The organism is Streptomyces sp. XH2 (assembly GCF_049725035.1).
GTDB classification, from domain to species: Bacteria; Actinomycetota; Actinomycetes; order Streptomycetales; family Streptomycetaceae; genus Streptomyces; species Streptomyces roseoverticillatus.
The window spans coordinates 68501-89687 of the sequence record NZ_JBMMMZ010000009.1; the positions used below are offsets into that span (position 1 = coordinate 68501).

Consider the following 21187-nt stretch of genomic DNA (forward strand, 5'->3'; position numbering starts at 1 on the left):
GTCCGCTCATCACGTCCATACCAGGGCGAGGAAGTATCCGTCGATGCGCCGGGCCCAGCCGTGCGACGGGCCGTCGCCCGCCGCAGGGGCGTGGCGCAGGAGTCCGGGGCCGGGCCGCCACGTGAAGGCGTGGTCACGGCGCCAGGTGTGCAGGGCGACTTCGCGGGGGTCGACGCGCAGCCCGAATCCGTAGTGCTTGAGCACGGCCTCCTTGCAGGCCCAGCGCAGCGGCAGGGGCATGGTGGCGAGGCGGCGGCGGTCGGGGTCGGCGTGGGCCGCGGCGCGGTGGTCGTCGGCGGTCAGCATGTCGGTGAGCAGGGGCGGCATGCGGCGCTCGTGCTCCAGGTCGACGCCGACGGGGCGCGGCCCGCACACGGCGACGGCGAAGTCCCCGGAGTGCGAGAGGCCCACGTCGACGGGGGCGTTGACGACGGGCCTGCCGGCGCGCAGCCCGTGCGCGACGGCGCCGACGCGGATGTCGCGGGTGCGGCCGGGCCGGCGCCCGTGCCGCCGGCCGTGGGCGAGGACCCCGTGCTTGACGGCGAGGCGGCCGGCGAGCCATTCGTAGCGCCGCTTGGGCAGGTGCAGGCCCGCCGCGTGCTCGGCCTCGTCGTCGGTCAGGTGCCGGGCTTCGAGCGCGGCCCGGACGGCGTCACCCCGCGCGCGCAGCCAGGCGATGGAGACGACGGCCGCGGTGAGCCGGCCGTCGAGCGGCGCGAGGTGCAGCGGCCGGGCGGGGTCGAGGGTCAGCGGCTCGCCGGCGAGCCGGCCGGCGCGGGGGCGCGGCGGGGCCGGGAGGAGGGCGTCAGCGGTCGACATCGGGCGGCAGCAGGAAGGGGTAGGGGCGGTGGCGGACCTTGAGGTGCCAGGCGCGGTCGGCCTTGCGCAGCCGCTGGATGAGCTCCCACATCGCGGCGTCGCCCTTGTAGTACTTGGCGACCTCCTCGGCGGTGAGGGCCGGCGCGATGCGGGCGTTGGCCTGTTCGAGGAAGCCGGGGACGAGGGCGGCGAGCTTCTCCTTGTGGAGGTTGCCGAGGAAGTCGAGGACGACGCCGCGCGGTGTGTAGAACTTGTCGAAGATGGACTTGGCCATGGCGATGCGGACGGCGTCGCGCAGGATCCACGGCAGTGAGGTGAAGAACAGCCGGACGTCGAGGAGTTCGCGGCCGCGGGCGTCGCGCATGAGCGGCGAGGTGACGTCGAGGTAGACGAGGTCTCCGTCGAGGTCGATCCAGTTGGAGGCCTGGGCGTCCAGGCCCAGGGACGGGGAGACGGCGCCGTGCACGGTGTCGAGGAAGCGGGCGAAGAAGTCCTCGGCCCAGTCGCGGCCCTCGCTGTGCAGGAGGCGGGAGACCAGCCGCTTGCCGGGCAGGGCCTCCTGGACGCAGTAGCCGACCGTCCTGCCGGAGGGCAGTGCGGTGTCCCACAGGCGGGTCTCGGCGACGTGGACGCCGGCCGCGGACAGGCGGCCGGTGTACTGGCCGAGGGTGTGCCCGTAGGCCTCGTAGCGCTCGCGGCCGTCGAAGACGGGGAGCCGCTTGCACGCGAAGGCGCCGCGGCCGGTCTCCAGGGCGAGGACGAGGGTGACCTCGCCGTAGCCGAGGACGGTCAGCCCGCGGGGGTCGCCTGCGGCGAGCGCGCGCTGAACCTGCAGTTCGAGTTCCCGGAGGTCGTCCTCCGGGACGGTCAGTGTCATGGCCGGGCCTGCTTTCCTTGTCGGTAGCGGTCATCGCGCATGCCTCCGGACCCTCGCCGCGGGGGGGTCCGCCGTGGCGGCGGGCTCATCTCCCGCCGGAGCCGGCGCATCCTCCTCCCGCCGCGGGGCGGGCACCTCTCCTCTGCCGGGGCCGGCGGACTTCTCCCCCGCCGCGCGGGTCTCCCCCGGTGACGGCGGGCCTCCTTCCGTCGAAGGCCGACCCCCTCCCGCCGCCACGGCGACCCGCCACGACGGCGGTGGGTCCGGCGGAATCCGCGCCCGGCCGGCACCGCCGCGTGAACGGGGTCCGCCGGAACGGCCACACACACCGCCGCGTGAACGCGATCCGCCCGAACGGCAACACACACCGCCGCGCGAACGCGATCCGCCCGAACGGCATCACGCCGCCGTGAAGACCAGCGCCGCGTTCTGCCCCCCGAATCCGAACGACGTGGACAGCGCCGCGTCGAGGGACACCTTGCGCGGGTCGCCCGCGACGACGTCGAGTCCGATCTCCGGGTCGAGCCGCCGGAGGTTCGCCGTGGGCGGTACGAGCGACCGCTCGACGGCGAGGACGGTCAGCGCGGCCTCGATCGCGCCCGCCGCGCCGAGGGTGTGCCCGAGGACGCCCTTGGCCGAGGTGACCGCCGCGCCGTCGCCGAGGGCGCGGCGCAGGGTCGCGGCCTCGATCGCGTCGTTGAGGCGGGTCGAGGTGCCGTGGGCGTTGACGTGGCCGATGTCGCCGGGCGCCGCGTCCGCCTGGCGGAGCGCGGCGCGGACGGCCGCGAGGACGGCCCTGCCCTCGGGTTCGGGCGCGGTGAGGTGGTGGGCGTCGGCGGAGGCCCCGTAGCCCGCGAGGAGCGAGCGGACCCGGGCCCCCCGGGCGCGGGCGTCGGCCTCGCGCTCCAGGACGAGGATGCCGCTGCCCTCGCCGATGACGAAGCCGTCGCGGTCGGCGTCGAAGGGCCGGGAGGCGGCGGCGGGATCGTCCAGCCTGCGGGAGAGCGCGCCCATCTGGGCGAAGCCGGTGACCATGAGGGGGCTGACGCCGGCTTCCGCGCCGCCGGCGACGACGATGTCGCAGGCGTCCTCGCGGAGCAGCTGGGCCGCGGTGCCGATGGCGGTGGCGCCGGAGGAACAGGCCGTTGCGGTGACGAAGTTGGGGCCGGTGGCGCCGAGGTCGATGGCGAGGTTGCCGGCGGCCATGTTGGGCACCAGCATCGGGACGAGGAGCGCGGACACCTTGCCGGGGCCGTGTTCGAGCATCCGGCGGTGCTGTTCCTCCCAGGTGCTCACGCCGCCGAGGCCGCAGCCGACGACGACGCCGACGCGCGCGCCGTCCCACCGCCGCGGGTCGAGCCCGGCGTCGGCGACGGCCTCGCGGGCGGCGACGATCGCGAGCTGGGTGAAGCGGTCGTGCATCAGGACGCTGCGGCGGCCGACGTGCCGGGCGGGGTCCAGGCCGGGGACGGTACAGGAGATGTCGACCGGGAGCCCGTCGAGGGCGGGGTTACGGGCGGCCGCGGAGGCGCCCGCGCAGACCCCGTCCCAGGTCGCCTCGGTGCCGATGCCGGCCGCGGTGACGAGGCCGAGGCCTGTGACGGCGACGGGGGCGACGGGCCTCGCGGCCTTCCCGGGGCCCGCGCCCGCCCCGGCGTCCGTGGCCGTGCCGGCGCCCGCGGCTGTCGTGGCGCTCACGACGCCGTGGCCGCGATCTCGTCCGTGATCACCTTCACCACGGTGGCGATGGTGTCGGTCGGCGCGGCGGCCTCCTCGCCGATCTTCACCTGGAACTCGGACTCGATGACGAGGAGGAGCTCCACGAGGAACAGGGAGTCCATCTCCAGTTCCTCGAAGGTCACGTCCGGCCCGATGGCGCCGCGGTCCACCGCGAAGCGGTCGGCCAGCAGGTCCACCAGCTTGTCGTAGACAGGGCTCATGGTGCGTCCGCCTTTCGTGTGCGTGCACGCCGTCCGGCGCGGTGTGCCGGTCAGTCTGGACGGCCGCGCTGACGGCGGGCTGACCGATGCCTGACCCCGCCACGGGTCAGCCATCCGTCAGCGTCCGGTCAGCCCGGGTGAGCAGACTCGGCACGCCGGAGCCGTCCGCAGTGGAGGAGCGCTCTCGTGGTTCGCACACCTTTCGGGAATGCAGGAAACGCACGGCGTGCCGGGCACGGGTGCCGGGCCCGCGGCGGTGCCCGGTGACGCGGGCGGCCGTGGTGGCCGGCGTGGGCAGCGCGCTGCCGCCGGTGCCCGTGACCAACGCGGAGCTGGTGGCCGCGCTCGACACCTCCGACGAGTGGATCCGGACCCGTACGGGCATCCGGCAGCGCTACTTCGCCCCGGACTCCATGGCCACCTCCGACCTGGCGGCGGGGGCCGGCGCGAAGGCGCTGAAGTCCGCGGGCGGCCGGCCCGTCGACACGCTCGTCGTGGCGACTACGACACCGGACCGGCCGTGCCCGGCGACGGCGCCCACCGTGGCGGCCAAGCTGGGCCTCGGCAGCGTCGCGGCGTACGACGTCGCCGCGGTGTGCTCCGGCTTCGTCTACGCCCTCGCGACCGCGGCGGGGCTCATCGCGCTCGGCGCCTCCGAAGGGGCCCTGGTCATCGGCGCGGAGACGTTCTCCCGGATCCTCGACCCGGCCGACCGCTCCACCGCGGTGATCTTCGGGGACGGGGCCGGCGCGCTGGTCCTGCGGCCCGGCACGGAGGGCGAGGCCGGCGCGCTCGGCCCGTTCGACCTGGGCAGCGACGGCGAGGGCCTGGAGCTGATCACGGTGCCGGCCGGCGGCTCCGAGCGGCGCCCGCACGCGCCGAGCGCGGCGGACCACTACTTCCGGATGCAGGGCAAGCAGGTGTTCCGGCTCGCCGTGCAGCGCATGAGCGGCTCGGCGCGCACCGTCCTCGACCGCGCCGGGTGGCGGGTCGCGGACGTCGACCGCCTCGTCAGCCACCAGGCCAACCACAGAATCACCGCCCGCCTGGCCGACGAGCTGGGCGTTCCCCAGGAGCGCTGCGCCGGCAACATCGCCGAGGTCGGCAACACGGCCGCTGCCTCCATTCCCCTGGCCCTCGACCACGCCCACGCCGAGGGGACGCTGCGGCCCGGGGCCCGGCTGCTGCTGACCGCCTTCGGCGGCGGCCTCACCTGGGGGGCGACGGTGCTCACCTGGCCCGCCCTCGACCGCGACTGACGGCAAGGAAAGCGATGACCCCTCAGAAACTGATCACCGACTACATCGTCGAGGTCTGGATGGACGGCGACGCCGACGGGCTGGAGCCGGACACCCCCATCGACGAGCTGAACATCATCGACTCGGCGGGCGTCTTCGACCTGGTCCACTACCTGCAGCAGGAGTTCCGGATCACCATCCCGCTGCGGCAGATCTCCCTGGCGAACTTCCGTTCCGTCAACGCGATCTCGGACCTGGTCGGCCGGCTGCAGACAGGCGAAGGGACGGCCTCCGCATGACACACCTCATGGACGGCCCGCAGGACACCGTACGCATCCACCGGAAGGTCGTGGGGATCGTCGCGGAGCGGACCCTCTACGACGAGGACCGGCTGCTTCCCGACAGCCACTTCGAGGGCGACCTCGGCATCGACTCGGTGATCCTGGAGTCGATCCTGGTGTCGGTCGGCGAGGAGTTCGGCATCGCGGAGCAGCTGCCCGGCGACATCACGACGATCCGCGAGCTCGTCGCCCGCGTGGCGGGCGCACTGGGCCTGCCCTCCGCGACGGCGCGGCCCTCCGCCCCGGCCGGGTCGGAGGGCGCGGACGCCGTCCTGGAGGCGGTGCTCGCCGGGGCCGTGCGGCAGACGCAGTACCAGCGCAGCCAGCTGGCCCTCGACGCCGACTTCGAGAGCGAGCTCGGCATCGACTCCGTCATCCTCACCTCCCTGGTCGCCGAGGCCGCGCAGGAGCTGGGCCTGCCGGAGACCGTGGTGGGCACCGTCACCGCGAAGACCCTGCGCGGCCTGGCCGCCGAGCTCGCCGCGCTGCTCGCGACGGCGGCCGGGCGGACGGAAGGGCCCGCGGACGCCGGGGACGGCGCCTGGGACGACCGCTCGATGAAGGACTTCACCGAGCAGCGCGACCCCGACCTGTTCGCCAAGGCCCGCAGCTTCGGGGCGTACCGGCGCAGGCGCGAGGAGGAGCGGCTGTACTGGTACGGCATGCCGCTGGTCTCCCGCTGCGAGAACCGGGCCGTCATCTACGACGAACTGGCGGGCCGCGAGCGCGAGTTCCTCATGTTCGCCTCCAACAACTACCTGGGCCTCGCCAACCACCCGCGCGTCGTCGACGCCGTGTGCGACGCGACCCGCACCTACGGCGCCACGCACACCGGTTCCCGCTTCATCGGCGGCACCAACATGCTGCACAAGGAGCTGGAGCGGCGCCTGGCCGCCTTCAAGCAGCGCCCGGCCGCGATCGTCTATCCCGGCGGCTACGCGGCGAACCTCGGCGCCATCTCGGGCCTGGTCAAGAGCTACGACACGCTCGTCGTCGACAAGCTCAACCACATGAGCATCGTCGACGGCGGCCGGCTGTCGGGCGGCATCCGCCGGATCTACCGGCACAACGACATGCGGGACCTGGAGCAGGTGCTGCTCCGCGGCGTGGAGCAGGGCACGGGCGGCGGCACGCTGATCGTCGCCGACGGCGTGTTCAGCATGCACGGCGACGTCTGCGACCTGCCGGAGATCGTGCGGCTGGCCAAGACGTACGGCGCCCGCGTGCTGATCGACGACGCGCACGCGACCGGCGTCCTCGGCGCGCGCGGCTCCGGCACGGCCGAGCACTTCGGCCTCAAGGGCGAGGTCGACCTCGAACTCGGCACCATGAGCAAGGCCCTCGCCGGCATGGGCGGCTTCGTCGTCGGCGAGGAGGAGGTCGTCGAGTACCTGCGGTACTACTCGAACTCGTACGTCTTCGCCGCCAACATCCCCGCCGGGGTCGCGGCCGGGCTGATCGCCTCGCTCGACGTCATCGAGTCCGAGCCCGGGCGCCTGAAGCGGCTGTGGGCCAACATCACCACGCTCCGCGACGGGCTCCGCAAGGCCGGCTTCGACCTGGAGCGCACCGAGAGCGCCATCCTCCCCATCGTCATCGGCGACGAGCGCAAGGCCATGGAGATGGGCCGCGCCGTGCGGGCGCGCGGCCTGTTCTGCCAGACCGTGGTCTACCCGGGCGTGCCGCTCGGCGACGCCCGCCTGCGGGTCAGCGTCACCTGCGAGCACACGCCGCAGGACCTGGAGCTCGCGACCGGGATCTTCATCGAGTCAGCGACGGAGACCGGCGTCCTGCCGCGATCCGAGTGAGCGAGGAAGTGCACACACCATGCACACCACCATGGGCGCCTTCGGCGCCGGCGTGATCCAGCTGCGGCGGGACTTCCCCGCCGGGCAGGCCGGACGGCCCGCCTTCACCGGCGAACACCCCCTCACCTACGGCGAGTTCACCGCCGCCGTCGACGCGCTCACCTGCCGGCTCCTCGACCTCGGGGTCCGGGCCGGCGACCGGGTCGCGATCTGGACGGACAAGCAGCCGCGCTACGCCGAGGCGATCGTGGCCGCGGTCCAGGCGGGCTGCGCGTACGTCCCCCTGGACGGCGGGCAGCCGGCGGGCCGGGTGGAGACCATCCTCCAGGACGCGGAGCCGGTCGTGCTCTTCACCGACCGCCGCCGGCTGGACCTGCTCGCGGGCCGTACGCTGCCCGCTTCCCTGGAGGCGATCGTCACCACGGGCGAGGCGCCGGAAGGCGGCGTCCGCGGTGTACCCGTCCACTCCTGGGACGACTTCGCGCGGGTCCGGGCCGGGCGGGTGACGATCCTGCCCGCGCTGCAGCCCTCCGACCTGGCCGCGATCCTCTACACCTCGGGGTCGACCGGCGTGCCCAAGGGCGTCCGGATCTCCCACCGGAACCTGGCCAACTTCACCGCCTGGGCCCGCGCCGAGCTCGACGTCGGCCCCGGCGACGTCTTCGCCAACCACGCGTCGTTCAACTTCGACCTCAGCACCTTCGACCTGTTCGTCGCCCTGTCGGTCGGCGCCGCGGTGTGGATCGTGCCGGACGCCGCCGCCCGCGACGTCACCGCGCTGGCCGCCGGCATCCACGAGCACGGGGTCACCGTCTGGTACTCGGTGCCCTCCGTGCTGCACCTCCTCACCGCGTCCGGCGCGCTCACCCCCGCCGTCACCCGGAGCCTGCGCTACGTCCTCTTCGCCGGCGAGGTCTTCCCCGTCCCGCAGCTGCGCGCCCTCGCGGACCGGCTGCCCGCCGGCACCGCCCTGTACAACCTCTACGGGCCCACCGAGACCAACGTCTGCACCTACCACCGGGTGCGCCCCGAGGACCTGCTGCGCGACACGCCGGTGCCCATCGGGGCGCCGATCACGGGCGCCCGCGTGAGCGTCGTCGTGGACGGCCGGGCCGTCCACGTGCCCGGCGCCATCGGCGAACTCGTCGTCGAGGGCGACTGCGTGACCCCGGGCTACTGGCGGCGCCCCGACGAGCCCGCCGCCGCCTTCCACTGCGAGGGCCGCCACCCCACCGGCGACCTCGTCAGCTACGAGGACGGGCAGCTCGTCTACCGCGGCCGCAAGGACCGCATGGTCAAGCTCAGCGGCTACCGCGTCGAACTCGGCGAGATCGAGGCCGCGGTGCTCACCCACCCCGCCGTCGCCGAGGCCGCGGTCGTGGTGAAGGCGGACCCGCAGGAGAGCTCCTCCGGCCGCATCGCCCTCTACTACACACTGCGCCCCGGCGCCGCGAAGCCCGGCCTGGTGCGGCTCAAGCAGCACTGCGCCCGCCTCCTGCCCCGCTACATGCTGCCGCACACGGCGACCTGCCTGGACCGGCTCCCGCACAACGCCAACGGCAAGACCGACTACCGGCGCCTTGACCACGAGTCGGCGCAGCAGCCCACCGCAGAGCCCGCCGGCTCTGCCGGCAAATGACGGAGACCATCTTGAGTCGAGGACCGATCGGGAAGCCCTGGCCGGGCGGCGAACCGGAGACCGTGGCCGCGCTGCTCCGACGCCGCGCGGACCGCACGCCGGACGCACTCGCCTACCGCTTTCTCCCCGGTGCCGACGACGCGAGCGAGTCGTGGACCTACGGGGAACTGGACCTGCGCGCCCGCACCGTCGCGGGGCGGCTGCTGCGCGAGAACCTGAGCGGCAAGCCCGTCCTGCTGCTCCACCCGCCCGGCCTGGACTACATCGCGGCCTTCTTCGGCTGCCTGTACGCCGGCGCGGTCGCCGTGCCCGCCTACCCGCCGGACAGCGCGCGCTTCGGCCAGACCATGCCGCGGCTCGCCGCCATCGCACGGGACTCCGGGGCCACGCACGCCTACACCACCGCCGACGTCCGCGACGCGGCCCGCGCCAAGCCGGAGGAGATCTCCGCGCTCGGCCTGGCCGGGCTCACGTGGCTGACGGCCGCCGACCTCGGGCCGGCGGACGCCGGGGCCTGGCACGAGCCGGACACGACCGGCGGCTCCCTCGCCTTCCTGCAGTACACCTCGGGGTCGACGGCCGACCCCAAGGGCGTCATGGTCACCCACACCAACCTCGTCCGCAATCTGCGCTCGATCCACCTGCGCCTGGAGCACGACGAGGACTCCGGGATGGTCTCCTGGCTGCCGCCGTACCACGACATGGGGCTCATCGGCGGCATCCTCACCCCGCTCTACGGCGGATTCCCCGCCCACCTGATGGCGCCCGCGACGTTCGTCCGGCGTCCGCTGCTGTGGCTCGACACCCTGTCGCGGACCCGGGCCTCGACCAGCGTCGCGCCCAACTTCGGCTTCGAGCAGTGCCTGCGCCGCATCACCGACGAGCAGCGCGACGCCCTCGACCTGCGGCACTGGCGGCTCGCCCTCAACGGCGCCGAGCCCGTACGGGCCGAGACCCTGGAGCGCTTCGCCGACCGCTTCGCCCCCAGCGGCTTCGACCGGCGGGCCCTGCTGCCCTGCTACGGCCTGGCCGAGGGCACCTTGATGGTCACCGGCATCGGCCCCTGTGAGCCGCCCGTCCTCGGCTCCTTCGACGCCGGCGCCCTGGCCCGCGGCGAGGCGCGGCCCGCCGCGGACGGCGCGGAGCGGGTGATCCGCGTCGTCGGCTGCGGTGCCCCCGTGCCCGACGTCGAGGTCGCCGTCGTCGACGCGGAGAGCCGCCGGCGGGCCGACGAGGGCCGTGTCGGCGAAATCTGGGTGGCGGGGCCGAACGTCGCCGGTGGCTACTGGGGCCGGCCCGAGGCCTCCGCCGAGGTCTTCGGCGCCCGCATCGCCGACGAGGGCGCCACCCCGTACCTCCGCACCGGTGACCTGGGCTTCCTGCGCGACGGACAGCTCTACGTGGTCGGCCGCACCAAGGACGTCGTCATCGTGCAGGGCCGCAACCACTACCCGCACGACATCGAACTCACCGCCGAGAAGGCGACCGCCGCCGTCCGCCCGGGCAGCGGCGCCGCGTTCGGCATCGCCACGGAACAGGGCGAACAGCTCGCCCTGGCCTACGAGTTCGGCAGCGGCGACCCGGCGGCCGCGCTGGCCGCGCTGCGGACCGCGATCGCCGAGGAACACCAGGTCGCGCCGCACACCGTCGTCCTCCTCAAGCGGTCGACGGTGCCGAAGACCACCAGCGGCAAGATCCAGCGACAGGCGTGCCGCGCGGCCCTGACGGGCCTGGAGCTGTCCGTGGTGGCGGCGAGCGTGGTCCGCGAGGACGCGGGGCCGTCCCTCACGGCCCGTCCGGCCCGCCCGGGCCGGGAGGCGGCTATGGAGACGGTCGCGCGCGTGCTGGGCCGGGCGACCGGCGCGGACGAGATCACGGACCGCACCTTCGCCGGACTCGGCCTGGACTACGCGGGGCTCCTGGACGCGGTGGGCGTGCTGGAGCGGGAGTTCGGCGTACGGCTGCCGGTGGGCGAGCTGCTGGTGCGCCCGCGGGTGGGAACGCTGGTCGAGCTGCTGGCCGGGGGAGCCTACGGCGAGAACGGGACTGTGGAGAGGGACGACGCGGGGAAGGCTGCGGAGGGCCACGGCAGCGGCGGCGTCGCGGACGGGGCCGGCGCGAGCCCGGCCGCAGGCCGGCACCGCGAAGGCACCGTCCTTGACGGGGCCGGAAGCGGGTCCGTGGCCCGGGCCCGCGGCGCCCTCGCCGGCACGCCCGGCGGCGCGCCCCGCAGCCTGCCCGGTGCCGCCGGCATCGAAGCCTGGCTAGCCGACCGGATCGCCGAGCGACTCGGGCTGCGGGCCGCCGCGATCGACCGGGACCTGCCCTTCGCCTCCCTCGGCCTCGATTCCCGGCAGGCCGTGGCCGTCGCCGCCGAACTCGGCGCCTGGCTGGGCCGGGAGCTGCCCGCGGGCCTGGTCTTCGAGCACCCGTCCGTCCGCGCGGTGGCCGCCCGCCTCGGCGCGCAGGCGCAACCGCAGCCCACGGCCTCCTCCCCCACCGCCCAAGCGACCGGCGAGCCCGTCGCGATCGTCGGCATGGGCTGCCGCTTCCCGGGCGCCCCCGACGTGGACAGCTACTGGCGGCTCCTGCTGGACGGCCGCGACGCCGTCGGCGAGGTGCCGCGCGACCGCTGGGACCCCGAGCTCGTGGAGGCGCCGCGGCACGGCGGCTTCCTGGACCGCGTCGACGCCTTCGACGCCCGGTTCTTCGGGATCTCGGCGCGCGAGGCGGAGCGCATGGACCCGCAGCAGCGGCTGCTGCTGGAGGTGGCGTGGCAGACCTTCGAGGACGCCCACGTCGCACCCGCGCGCCTGGCGGGCACCGAGACCGGCGTCTTCGTCGGCATCAGCAGCCACGACTACGCCGAGCTGCAGATGCCGCACCTGGAGGCGGTCGACGTCTACTCGGCGACCGGCAACGCCCAGTCGGTGGCGGCGAACCGGCTCTCGTACCACTTCGACCTGGCCGGGCCGAGCCTGGCCGTGGACACGGCGTGCTCGTCGTCGCTCGCCGCCGTCCACATGGCCTGCCAGAGCCTGCGCGCCGGCGAGTGCCGCACGGCGCTGGCCGGCGGGGTGAACCTCCTGATCACGCCGGGGCTGTCGGTGGCGTTCGCGCAGGGCGGCATGCTGTCCGCGGACGGGCGCTGCCGGACGTTCGACGACGCGGCGGACGGCTACGTGCGCGGCGAGGGCGTGGGCCTGGTGTACCTCAAGCCGCTGTCGGCGGCACTGGCCGACGGCGACCGCGTGCACGCGGTGATCCGCGGTTCGGCGGTGGGCCACGGCGGGCGCGGCAACGGCCTGACGGCGCCGAAGGGTTCGGCGCAGCGGGCGGTGATGGCGCGGGCCCTGGAGCGGTCGGGCCTGGCGGCTCCCGCGGTGGGCTACGTGGAGGCGCACGGCACGGGCACGTCGCTCGGCGACCCCGTCGAGTGGGAGGCGCTGGCGAGCGTGTACGGGCAGGGGCGTGCCGCGGAGGAGCCGTGCCTGGTGGGCTCGGTGAAGACGAACATCGGCCACCTGGAGGCGGCCGCGGGGATCGCGGGGCTCATCAAGGCGGCGCTGGTCACCAAGCACCGCCAGGTGCCGCCGTCGCTGCACCTGCGGGTGCCCAACCGGGGCCTGGACCGGGAGGGCGCGGGGCTGGAAGTGGCCACGGAGCGCCGTCCGCTGCCCGTGCGGGACACGGCGCGGGCCGGGGTGAGCTCGTTCGGGTTCGGCGGCGCCAACGCGCACGTCGTCCTGGAGGCCGCGCCGGACCTGCCGCCCGCCCCCGCGCCCGCGGTCCGGCGCCCGCGGCACGCCCTGTGCCTGTCGGGGCACACGCCCACCGCGCTGGCCGCGCTGGCCCGCCAGTACCGCACGCACCTGGCAGCCCGCCCGGACGCGGATCTGCGGGAGGTGTGCCACTCGGCGAACACCGGGCGGGCGCACCTGGCCCACCGCGCGGTGGTCATCGGCGCGTCGGCCGCCGGTCTGGACGCGGCGCTCGACGACCTGGTGCGCGACCGGCCCTCGACGGCGGCGGTCCGCGGCCACGTGCTGGGCCGGCCCGAACCGAAGGTGGCGTTCCTCTTCGGTGGCCAGGGCACCCAGTACACAGGCATGGCCAAGGAGTTGTACGGCACGCACGAGGCGTTCACGCGCACGCTCGACCGGGCCGGCGCCGTCCTGGAGCCGCTGCTGGGCATTCCGCTGACCCGCCTGCTCTTCGACGAGGAGAAGGCCGGGCTGCTGCGCGGCACGCGGTACTGCCAGGCGGCCCTGGTCGCCCTGGAGGCCGCGCTGGCCGAGGTGTGGACGTCGCTGGGCGTGCGCCCGGCGGCCGTGCTGGGGCACAGCGCCGGCGCGATCGCCGCGGCGGCCGTCGCCGGCGCGGTGTCCCTGGAGGACGCGCTGGTGCTGGCGGTGGAGCGCGGCCGGCTCATGGACGAGCAGCCCGGCGACGGCGCGATGATCGCCTGCGTCGGCGACCCGGACGCGGTCCGCGAGGTGGCCGGGGGCTTCGCCTCGGTCGCGGTTGCGGCGCTCAACACCGGTGACCACGTGGTGCTGTCGGGCGCGGCCGCGGAGATCGCCGCGGCGGGCGACGCCCTGCGCGGGCGCGGTCTGACCGTACGGCCGCTGGTCGTCTCGCACGCCTTCCACTCGCCGCTGATGGCGGGCGCGGCGGATCCGCTGCGGGAGGCCGCGGACCGGATCGCGTTCGCGGAGCCCGCCGTCCCCTGGGTCTCCGACGCCACGGGCGAGCTCACCGGCCGTCCGGACGGCGACTACTGGCGCGCCCACCTGCTCGGCACGGTGCGCTTCGCCGACGGGTTCGCGACGCTGCGCCGGCTCGGCTGCGACGCGTTCGTGGAGATCGGCCCGCACCCGACGCTGCTCAACCTGGGCCGCGCCATGACGGCGGCCGAGCCCGGCGCGGGGGACGGCCCGGCGCCGCTGTGGCTGCCGTCGCTGCGGCGCGGCGGCGACGCGTGGGAGTCGCTCCTGCAGTCCGTGGGACGCCTGCACTGCGCGGGCGGCGCCGTGGACTGGGGCGCGCTCGACGGCGGGGACGCGCCGCGGCACGTCCCGGTGCCGCACGCGGTCTTCGAGCGGGAGTCGTACTGGTTCGCGGCCCCGGCCGCGAGCCGTGCGCGGCGCCCCGCCGTGACGGGCCCCGCCGCGCCCGCTGCCGCGCCGCGGGAGCCGTACGCCCCCGCGGTCGCCGGCCCGGCCGTCGAGGGCAGCGTCCTCGGCCACATCGCGCGGATCTGCGGCTTCCCCGCCGAGCAGATCCCGCCGTACGCCCGGCTCGGCGTGGACCTGGGGTTCGACTCGCTGATGCGGACCGATCTGCAGCGCAGCATCGCCGCCCAATTCCCCGATCGGATGGACGAATTGCACCGTGACCTTCCCGAGGACCCGACGGTACGGGACCTGGTGGACCGGCTGGCCGACGGCGGCGGACCCGTACCGCCCGCCGCCCCCGCCCCGGCGCCGGCCGTTCCGGCCCTGGTGCCGCAGCCCGCGCGGCCGGCGGTCGCGCGGGTGAAGCAGGAGTACGCGTTCGAGGAGTGGGCGGAGTACGCCGAGCTCCAGGGGCGGCTGCGGCAGGCCCGGTCGGGCGGCTCGAACCCGTACGGCCGCTCGCACGAGGGCTTCAACTCCGCCGAGGCGACGATCGGCGGCCGCAAGGTCGTCAACTTCGCCGCCTTCAACTACCTGGCGCTGTCGGGCCACCCGCAGGTGCGCCAGGCCGCCAAGGAGGCCATCGACCAGTACGGCACGTCGGCGTCGGCGACCCCGCTGCTGTTCGGCGAGACGCCGCTGCACCACGAGCTCGACGCCGGGATCGCCTCGTTCCTCGGCACGGAGGCGGCGATCGTCTTCGCGGGCGGTCACGCCACCAACGTGGCCACGGTGGGACACCTCTTCGGGCCCGAGGACCTGATCGTCCACGACGAGTGGAGCCACGACTCCACCGTGCGCGGCTGCGTCCTGTCGGGCGCGCGGCGGCGGCCGTTCCCGCACAACGACTGGGAGGCCCTGGACCGGATCCTCACCGTGCTGCGCGGCCGGCACCGGCGGGCGCTGGTGGTGATCGAGGGCGCGTACAGCCAGGACGGCGACATCCCCGACCTGCCGCGGTTCATCGAGGTCAAGCAGCGCCACGGCGCCATGCTGATGATCGACGAGGCGCACTCGGTGGGCGTGCTCGGGGCGACCGGGCGCGGCATCGGCGAGCACTTCCCCGTCGACCGGGCCGACGTGGACCTGTGGATGGGGACGCTCAGCAAGGCGCTCGGCAGCCTCGGCGGCTACATCGCGGCCCGCGAGCCGATCGTCGAGTACCTCCGCTTCACCGCTCCCCTGCACATCTTCAGCACCGGCATCTCGCCCGCGAACGCGGCGGCGGCCCTGGAGGCGATCCGGGTCGTGCGCAAGGAGCCGCAGCGCGTGGCCCGCCTGCGCGAGCTGTCGGACTTCTTCCGCGCCGGGGCCCGGGAGCGCGGCCTGGACATCGGGGTGTCGCGGGCGTCCGCCGTGATCCCGGTCATCACCGGCGACTGGGAGAAGACGATGGCGCTGTCGAACTCGCTGCTGGAGCAGGGCGTCAACGTCATGCCGATCGGCTATCCGGCGGTCGAGCGCGACAAGTGCCGCCTGCGCTTCTTCATCAACGTCGACCACGGCGAGACCGACCTCGAAAACTCCCTCGACCTTCTGGTGTGATCCCATGGCCACGCTGAACAAGGACACGTCCGGCACCCCCGACCCCGACCCCGGCGCACAGCCCGACGTCCTCGTCACGGGGGCGAGCGGATTCATCGGCGGGCACCTCGTCCGCCGCCTCGCCGAGCGCGGGCACCGGGTGCGCGTGCTCGTCCGCGAGGGCAGCGACCGTTCGGGGTTCGCCGGCTCCGAGGCCGACACCGTCGTCGGCGACCTGGACGACCCCGGCAGTCTGCGGCGGGCCGCGGACGGCGTGCGGCAGGTGTTCAACTGCGCCGGGAAGTCGGCGGACTGGGGCGCCTGGGAGGACTTCCGGCGCATCAACGTCACCGGCGCGGCCAACGTCGTGGAAGCGGCGGCCCTCGCGGGCACGGTGCGGCGTGTGCTGCACGTGAGCACCACCGACGTCTACGGCTATCCCGTACGGCCCTGCGACGAGAGCACCGAGCCGCGCGACACCGGGCTGCCCTACAACCGCAGCAAGCTGCTCGGCGAGCGGGCCGTGCGCGAGGCCGCCGCGCGCACCGGGATGCCGGTGACGGTGGTCCGCCCGGTGTCCGTCTACGGGCCCGGCAGCAAGGACTTCGTCATCGAGATCGCGGACCTGCTGCTGCGCAAGCAGATGGTCTACATCCGCCAGGGCCGCGTCCCGGCCGGCCTGCTGTACGTGGGCAACGCCGTCGATGCCATGATCGACGCGTGTGACTCCGACGCCACGGCGGGGCGCGCGTACAACCTGCGCGACCCCGAGCTGACCACGTGGCGCGAGTACATCGAGGCGCTGGCCCGCGGGCTGGGCGCGCCACCGCCGAAGCTGAGCCTGCCCACCCCGGTGGCCACGGCCGTCGCGACGGTCTCGGAGAAGCTCTACGGCCTCTTCGGCATCAAGGCCCGGCCGGTCCTCACCCGCCACGCCGTGCACCTCTTCGACCGCGACCAGTCGTACGGGATCGGGCGCGCGCAGGAGGAGTTCGGCTTCAAGAGCCCGGTGGGCTTCGAGGAGGGCATGCGCCGCACCGTGGCCTGGCTGGACTCGCCGGAGGGACGCGGGCATGTCGCCCGCTGAGCCGCTCGTCGCCGCCCCGCCCCGGGACGCCCTGTGGTTCCCGCGCTTCGGCGCGCCGCCGCCCGCGGCGGGCGCGGCGGGGACCCGGCTGGTCTGCTTCCCGTACGCGGGCGGCACGGCCTCCGTCTACCGCGACTGGCGCGAGCACCTCGGCGGCGGCGTCGCCGACGTGGCCGCGCTGCAGCTGCCGGGGCGCGGTCTGCGGATGCGCGAGGAGCCGTACACGTCCGCGGAGCCGCTCGTCGCCGCCGTCGCCGACGAGCTCGTGCGGCGGGGGCTCACCCGCGACTACGCGTTCTTCGGGCACAGCATGGGCGCCCTGCTGGCCTACGAGGTGGCGTGCGCGCTGCGGGACCGCGGCGAGCCCGGGCCGCGCCACCTGTTCGTCTCCGGCAGCAGGGCGCCCCACCTGTACGGGGACCGCACCGAGCACCTGCTGCCGGACGCGGAGCTGCGCGACTTCGCCGCCGGCATCGGCGCGCTCGGCGACGGCGACCGGGCGCTGCTCAACAGCGCCTACCTGGACCGCAGGCTGCCGGTCCTCCGGGCCGACCTGGCGGTCTGCAACGGCTACCGGTGGCGGCCGCGCCGTCCGCTGGACTGCCCGATGACGGCGTTCTCCGCGAGCGACGACCCGGTCGCGGACGCCGCCGAGGTGGAGGCCTGGCGCCCTTACACGACGAGTTCGTTCCTGCGCCACCACGTGCAGGGCGACCACTTCTTCCTCACCGCCGACGGCCCCGCGCGGCAGCGGCTGCTGCGGGAGCTGCGGGGCGAGCTCGCCCGGCTCCCCCGGGCCTTCGGCACCCCATCCGAGAAAAGGGAACCGTCATGGACGTACTGAGCCTGGTCAAGAGCGTCAGGGACCGCGTCGGGGAGCCGCTCGGCGACGCCCTGTCCGCGGCGCGGATCGTCGCCAACTGGCGGATGCCGCTGCTGCTCGCGGTGTCGAAGGGCTTCATCACGCCCGTCTACCGGGCGGCCTTCCTCGCCTCGGCCGCGGGCTCGGGCGTCCTCGGCTGCCTCGCCGTGCGCCCCTGCGACCTGGAGTCGCTGGCAGACAAGCTGGGTGCCGCGCAGGACAAGCAGCGGCTGCGGGCCTGGCTCGAACTGGGCGTGCGCCTGGGCGAGCTGGACCGGCGCGAGGGCTGCTACCGGCTGAAGAGCATCCCCGCCCGGGCCCTCGCGCGGGCCGGCAACGACGCCCTGGCGGCCGCGCTGGAGGAGGTGCTGCGCTTCCACGTGCCGGTGCTGCTGGGCGGCCCCCGGATGGCGGCGACCGGCGAGCGCTTCTCGCTGGGCGACCAGGACGGGCTCGTCATCGCCCGCTCCACGCGCGTGATCGAGCCGTTCGTCGAGGCGGCCGTCGCCCGCACCCTCGACCGCGACAACCCCGTGCGGCTGCTGGAGGTCGGCTGCGGCAGCGGCGTGCACGTCCGGCACGCGGCGCGGCTCAACCCGCGCCTGTCGGCCCTCGCGATCGACCTGCAGGAGGAGGTCGCGGAGACGGCGACCAAGAACATGGCCGAGTGGGGGCTCGCCGACCGCGTCGAGACGCGCCAGGGCGACCTGCGCACCCTCGACCTGCAGCCGCAGTTCGACCTCGTGACGATGCACAACAACATCTACTACTTCGCCGAGGACGAGCGCGTGGCGGCGCTGGCGAAGGCGCGTTCACTGCTGGCGCCGGGCGGCAGGATCCTGCTCACCACCTCGTGCCAGGGCGGCAACATCGGCCTGGACGTCCTCAGCCTCTGGTTCGCCTACGCCGACTTCGGCGGCCCGCTGCCCCGCGAGGAGGAGCTCGTCGCGCAGCTGGAGCGCGCCGGGTTCACGGATGTGGAGGCGGCCCGGCTCGTCCCGGGCGAGCAGTTCCGTGCCTTCACGGCCACCAGCAAGTAGCCCATCGCACAGCGCAGTTCCCCGCTCCACGCAGTCCGCTCCACGCAGCCCCCGCGACGGCCCGAGCGCCCAGGAGAGCCCGACATGGCAACCCGTTCCACTGACCCCGTGACCCTCGCGCCGCAGACCGGCGACGTCGTCGTCCTCGGCGGCCCCGGGGCCGCCGACCCGGCCGTCCTCGGCGGCAAGGCGGCCCGGCTCGCCGACATGATCGCGGCGGGGCTGCCGGTGCCGCCCGCCTTCTGCCTCACCACCGGCCTCTTCGCGCGCTACCTCGCCGACACGGGCCTGGCCGGCAAGATCGAGGGCGCCGAGGGCGGGGCGGTCCGCGAGCTGATCCTGGCGACCCGCATCCCCGCGCCGCTCGCCGACGAGGTCCTCGCCGCCTACGAGCGGCTCGGCCGGCCGCGGGTGGCCGTGCGCTCCTCGGCGCTCAAGGAGGACTCGGCGGCGCGCTCCTTCGCCGGCCAGCACGACACGGTGCTGGACGTGGCGGGCGACGCGGCGCTGCTGGACGCCGTCCGGCAGTGCTGGGCGTCGCTGTGGTCCGCGCGGGCCACCGTCTACCGCGACGGCGACGCGGCCGAGGCCATGGCCGTCGTCGTCCAGGAGATGGTGCACTGCGACGTCAGCGGTGTGCTGTTCACCGTCGACCCGGTGAGCGCCCGGCCGCACCGGGTGGTCGTCGAGGCCTGCCGGGGGCTGGGCGAGGGCCTGGTCTCCGGGCGGGTCTCCAGCGACCTGTTCGTCGTCGACGACCGCAGCCTGGAGGTCGTCGAGGAGCGCGTGCGCTACAAGGTGGCCAAGTGGGCGCCGCTGGCACCCGGGAAGATCGGGATGACGAAGGTCGACGCCGCCGACCGCAGCGTGCCCTGCCTGGACCACGCCCGGCTCGCCGAGCTGGCGGGGCTCGGCCTGCGGGTGCGCGAGCACTACGGCAGCGAGCAGGACGTCGAATGGGGCCTGCGGGACGGGGTGTTCCACCTCTTCCAGACCCGCCCGATCACCACCCGGCCGCTCCCCGGCGACGCCGCGGCGCGCGCCGGGACGCTCAGCCCGTACGTGGTGCAGCAGCCGGACCCCGTCCAGCACGGCACCCTGTGGTCCCGCATGGACATCGGGGAGATCTTCGTCGGGCTGATGACGCCGCTCGGCCTGAGCTTCGCCCGCTACTACCAGAAGCACGTCCACCTGGACTGCGCCGCCGCCCTCGGCGTCCGCGACACCGGCGACGCCGACCTGCACATGGGCTACTACCAGGGCCATGTCTACCTCAACATCTCCTACAGCGCCCACCTCCTGGGCCAGGCCCTGCCGACGCGCGACCAGCGCCACTTCACGAAGCGATTCGTCGGCGAGGATGTCGAGGGTGGGGAAGGAGGGGCGCTCGCCGACTACGTGAACCCGTTCGGGAAGTTCCCCGGCGGCGTCGAGGACGTGCTGTCCACGGCGCACTGGCTGCGCTGCACGGCCGCCGAGGCGCTGAAGATGCAGACGCGGTCGCGGGAGATGGTCGCCTCCCGGCTCTACGAGTTCGACCGCGCCCGGCGGCTGGACCTCTCGCGCATGAGCCGCCGCGAGCTGCACGCCGAGCTCACCCGCAACCTCGGTTACTTCCACGACAGTCACGTCGGCTACATGCCGTACTACATCAACGCCTTCGGGTTCTACGGGATCCTCACCGAGCTGTGCCGGATGTGGCTCGGCGAGGAGGGGCAGAACCTGCAGAACCGCATCAAGACCGACATGTCGAGCCTGCGGACCGTGGAGTCCGCGAAGGAGATCTGGGCCGTCGCCCAGGCCGCCAAGGACCGCCCCCGCGTCCTTGCGATCATCAACGAGGAGCCGCTGGAGAACGTCGCGGCGGCGCTGCGCGCGGACGACGAGGGCGCCGCCTTCTGGGACCGCCACATGGAGCCGTTCCTGCGCGCCAACGGCACCCGCGGCCACCAGGAGATGGAGCTCAGCCACCCGCGGTGGATCGACGACCCCTCGTACATCTTCCAGATGATCCGGCGGTACGCCTCCGACGGCTTCTCCGCCGACGACATCCTCAGGCGCAGCGGCGGCTACCACGACGACTCGCGCGAGATCCTCAAGAAGCTCTCGCTGCCGCAGCGCAAGGTGGTCGAGACCGTCATCTCGCTGTACGCGCTGTGCAGCGAGCTGCGCGAGACCACCCGCATGTCGATGATCACCTCGATCTGGCTGGTGCGGAACGTGGTGTACGAGGTGGGCCGGCGGCTGGTGGAGGCGGGCGTCCTGCACTCGCCCGACGAGGTGGCGCACCTGGACTTCGAGGACGTGCGGGCGTATCTGGCGGGGGGAGCCGGAGAGCTGGAGGCGTTCCCCCGGGAGCGGATCGACGAGGCCAGGCGCCTCCACGAGTACCGCAAGCGGCTGCCGGAGCCGCCGCTGACCTTCATCGGCGAGCACGACATCACCCAGGCCGTGCGCCCCGCCCCGGGCGGCGCCCGGCTCAGCGGGCTCGGCGCGAGCCCCGGGCGGGTCATCGGCCGCGCCCGCATCGTGGAGGACCTCGTCTGGCAGGCCGACGAGTTCGAGGCCGGCGAGATCCTCGTGACCCGCTACACCGACGCCTCGTGGACCCCGCTGTTCGCCATCGCCGGCGGCGTCGTCACCGACGTCGGCTCGATGCTGTCGCACAGCTCGATCGTCTCCCGCGAGTTCCACGTGCCGTCGGTCGTGAACACCAAGTACGCGACGCAGCGCATCAGCACCGGGGACATGGTGATGGTCGACGGGGACACGGGGGTGGTGGAGGTGGTCGAAGGCTGATCCACCGCTGATCCGACGTCAGCGCAACCCACCGAG

The 21187-nt window shown here is 74.5% G+C and carries 13 protein-coding genes; 9 read left to right on the forward strand and 4 right to left on the reverse strand.

From position 1 onward, the window contains the following. Positions 1–9: 9 nt before the first annotated feature. The 4 genes from ACOTKD_RS19420 to ACOTKD_RS19435 all read right to left on the reverse strand — a co-directional run bounded on the left by ACOTKD_RS19420 (position 10) and on the right by ACOTKD_RS19435 (position 3636). Positions 10–819, reverse strand: a complete 810-nt coding sequence (locus ACOTKD_RS19420; protein WP_424890235.1) for a 4'-phosphopantetheinyl transferase family protein — start codon at positions 817–819, stop codon at positions 10–12. Then, positions 806–1696, reverse strand: coding sequence for a DUF6206 family protein (locus tag ACOTKD_RS19425; protein WP_424890236.1), 891 nt, complete (start codon positions 1694–1696; stop codon positions 806–808). Before ACOTKD_RS19425 ends, ACOTKD_RS19420 begins: the two co-directional genes overlap by 14 nt. A gap of 399 nt (positions 1697–2095) precedes the next feature. After that, a complete protein-coding gene (locus tag ACOTKD_RS19430; RefSeq protein WP_424890492.1) occupies positions 2096–3265 on the reverse strand; it encodes a beta-ketoacyl-[acyl-carrier-protein] synthase family protein in 1170 nt (389 codons plus the stop codon). A gap of 125 nt (positions 3266–3390) precedes the next feature. Continuing rightward, positions 3391–3636, reverse strand: a complete 246-nt coding sequence (locus ACOTKD_RS19435) for an acyl carrier protein (protein ID WP_424890237.1) — start codon at positions 3634–3636, stop codon at positions 3391–3393. Between the two features lie 263 nt (positions 3637–3899). On the opposite strand from ACOTKD_RS19435, the gene ACOTKD_RS19440 reads away from it, so the two are divergent. The 9 genes from ACOTKD_RS19440 (at position 3900) to ACOTKD_RS19480 (ending at position 21151) form a co-directional block, all read left to right on the forward strand. After that, the gene (locus ACOTKD_RS19440; protein WP_424890238.1) at positions 3900–4895 is read left to right on the forward strand and encodes a beta-ketoacyl-ACP synthase III; all 996 of its coding nucleotides are present in this window, start codon (positions 3900–3902) and stop codon (positions 4893–4895) included. A 14-nt stretch (positions 4896–4909) separates the two neighbouring features. Then, on the forward strand, positions 4910–5173 hold the full coding sequence (locus ACOTKD_RS19445; protein ID WP_030367727.1) for an acyl carrier protein: 264 nt from the start codon (positions 4910–4912) through the stop codon (positions 5171–5173). Continuing rightward, a complete protein-coding gene (locus tag ACOTKD_RS19450; protein ID WP_424890239.1) occupies positions 5170–7023 on the forward strand; it encodes an aminotransferase class I/II-fold pyridoxal phosphate-dependent enzyme in 1854 nt (617 codons plus the stop codon). Before ACOTKD_RS19445 ends, ACOTKD_RS19450 begins: the two co-directional genes overlap by 4 nt. A gap of 19 nt (positions 7024–7042) precedes the next feature. Further along, the gene (locus tag ACOTKD_RS19455; protein ID WP_424890240.1) at positions 7043–8662 is read left to right on the forward strand and encodes a D-alanine--poly(phosphoribitol) ligase; all 1620 of its coding nucleotides are present in this window, start codon (positions 7043–7045) and stop codon (positions 8660–8662) included. Between the two features lie 11 nt (positions 8663–8673). Continuing rightward, positions 8674–15384 carry an aminotransferase class I/II-fold pyridoxal phosphate-dependent enzyme gene (locus ACOTKD_RS19460; protein WP_424890241.1) on the forward strand — a complete coding sequence of 2237 codons (6711 nt, stop codon included), beginning with the start codon at positions 8674–8676 and terminating at the stop codon, positions 15382–15384. Positions 15385–15388: 4 nt separating this feature from the next. Beyond that, a complete protein-coding gene (locus tag ACOTKD_RS19465) occupies positions 15389–16450 on the forward strand; it encodes an NAD-dependent epimerase/dehydratase family protein (RefSeq protein ID WP_424890242.1) in 1062 nt (353 codons plus the stop codon). Further along, positions 16437–17294 carry a thioesterase II family protein gene (locus ACOTKD_RS19470; protein WP_424890243.1) on the forward strand — a complete coding sequence of 286 codons (858 nt, stop codon included), beginning with the start codon at positions 16437–16439 and terminating at the stop codon, positions 17292–17294. Before ACOTKD_RS19465 ends, ACOTKD_RS19470 begins: the two co-directional genes overlap by 14 nt. Further along, positions 17282–18352, forward strand: a complete 1071-nt coding sequence (locus tag ACOTKD_RS19475; protein WP_424890244.1) for a methyltransferase domain-containing protein — start codon at positions 17282–17284, stop codon at positions 18350–18352. The genes ACOTKD_RS19470 and ACOTKD_RS19475 overlap by 13 nt, the downstream gene beginning before the upstream one ends. An 84-nt stretch (positions 18353–18436) precedes the next feature. Next, positions 18437–21151 (forward strand): PEP/pyruvate-binding domain-containing protein, encoded by a 2715-nt coding sequence (locus tag ACOTKD_RS19480; RefSeq protein ID WP_424890245.1) that lies wholly within the window; start codon positions 18437–18439, stop codon positions 21149–21151. Positions 21152–21187 lie beyond the last annotated feature (36 nt).

Excerpts from the sequence above, each read along its gene's own strand:
- ACOTKD_RS19455 (WP_424890240.1), top strand. The coding sequence starts at position 7,043 with ATGCACACCACCATGGGCGCCTTCGGCGCCGGCGTGATCCAGCTGCGG.
- ACOTKD_RS19420 (WP_424890235.1), bottom strand. The coding sequence starts at position 819 with ATGTCGACCGCTGACGCCCTCCTCCCGGCCCCGCCGCGCCCCCGCGCC.
- ACOTKD_RS19475 (WP_424890244.1), top strand. The coding sequence starts at position 17,282 with ATGGACGTACTGAGCCTGGTCAAGAGCGTCAGGGACCGCGTCGGGGAG.
- ACOTKD_RS19450 (WP_424890239.1), top strand. The coding sequence starts at position 5,170 with ATGACACACCTCATGGACGGCCCGCAGGACACCGTACGCATCCACCGG.
- ACOTKD_RS19425 (WP_424890236.1), bottom strand. The coding sequence starts at position 1,696 with ATGACACTGACCGTCCCGGAGGACGACCTCCGGGAACTCGAACTGCAG.
- ACOTKD_RS19445 (WP_030367727.1), top strand. The coding sequence starts at position 4,910 with ATGACCCCTCAGAAACTGATCACCGACTACATCGTCGAGGTCTGGATG.
- ACOTKD_RS19480 (WP_424890245.1), top strand. The coding sequence starts at position 18,437 with ATGGCAACCCGTTCCACTGACCCCGTGACCCTCGCGCCGCAGACCGGC.
- ACOTKD_RS19435 (WP_424890237.1), bottom strand. The coding sequence starts at position 3,636 with ATGAGCCCTGTCTACGACAAGCTGGTGGACCTGCTGGCCGACCGCTTC.
- ACOTKD_RS19465 (WP_424890242.1), top strand. The coding sequence starts at position 15,389 with ATGGCCACGCTGAACAAGGACACGTCCGGCACCCCCGACCCCGACCCC.
- ACOTKD_RS19470 (WP_424890243.1), top strand. The coding sequence starts at position 16,437 with ATGTCGCCCGCTGAGCCGCTCGTCGCCGCCCCGCCCCGGGACGCCCTG.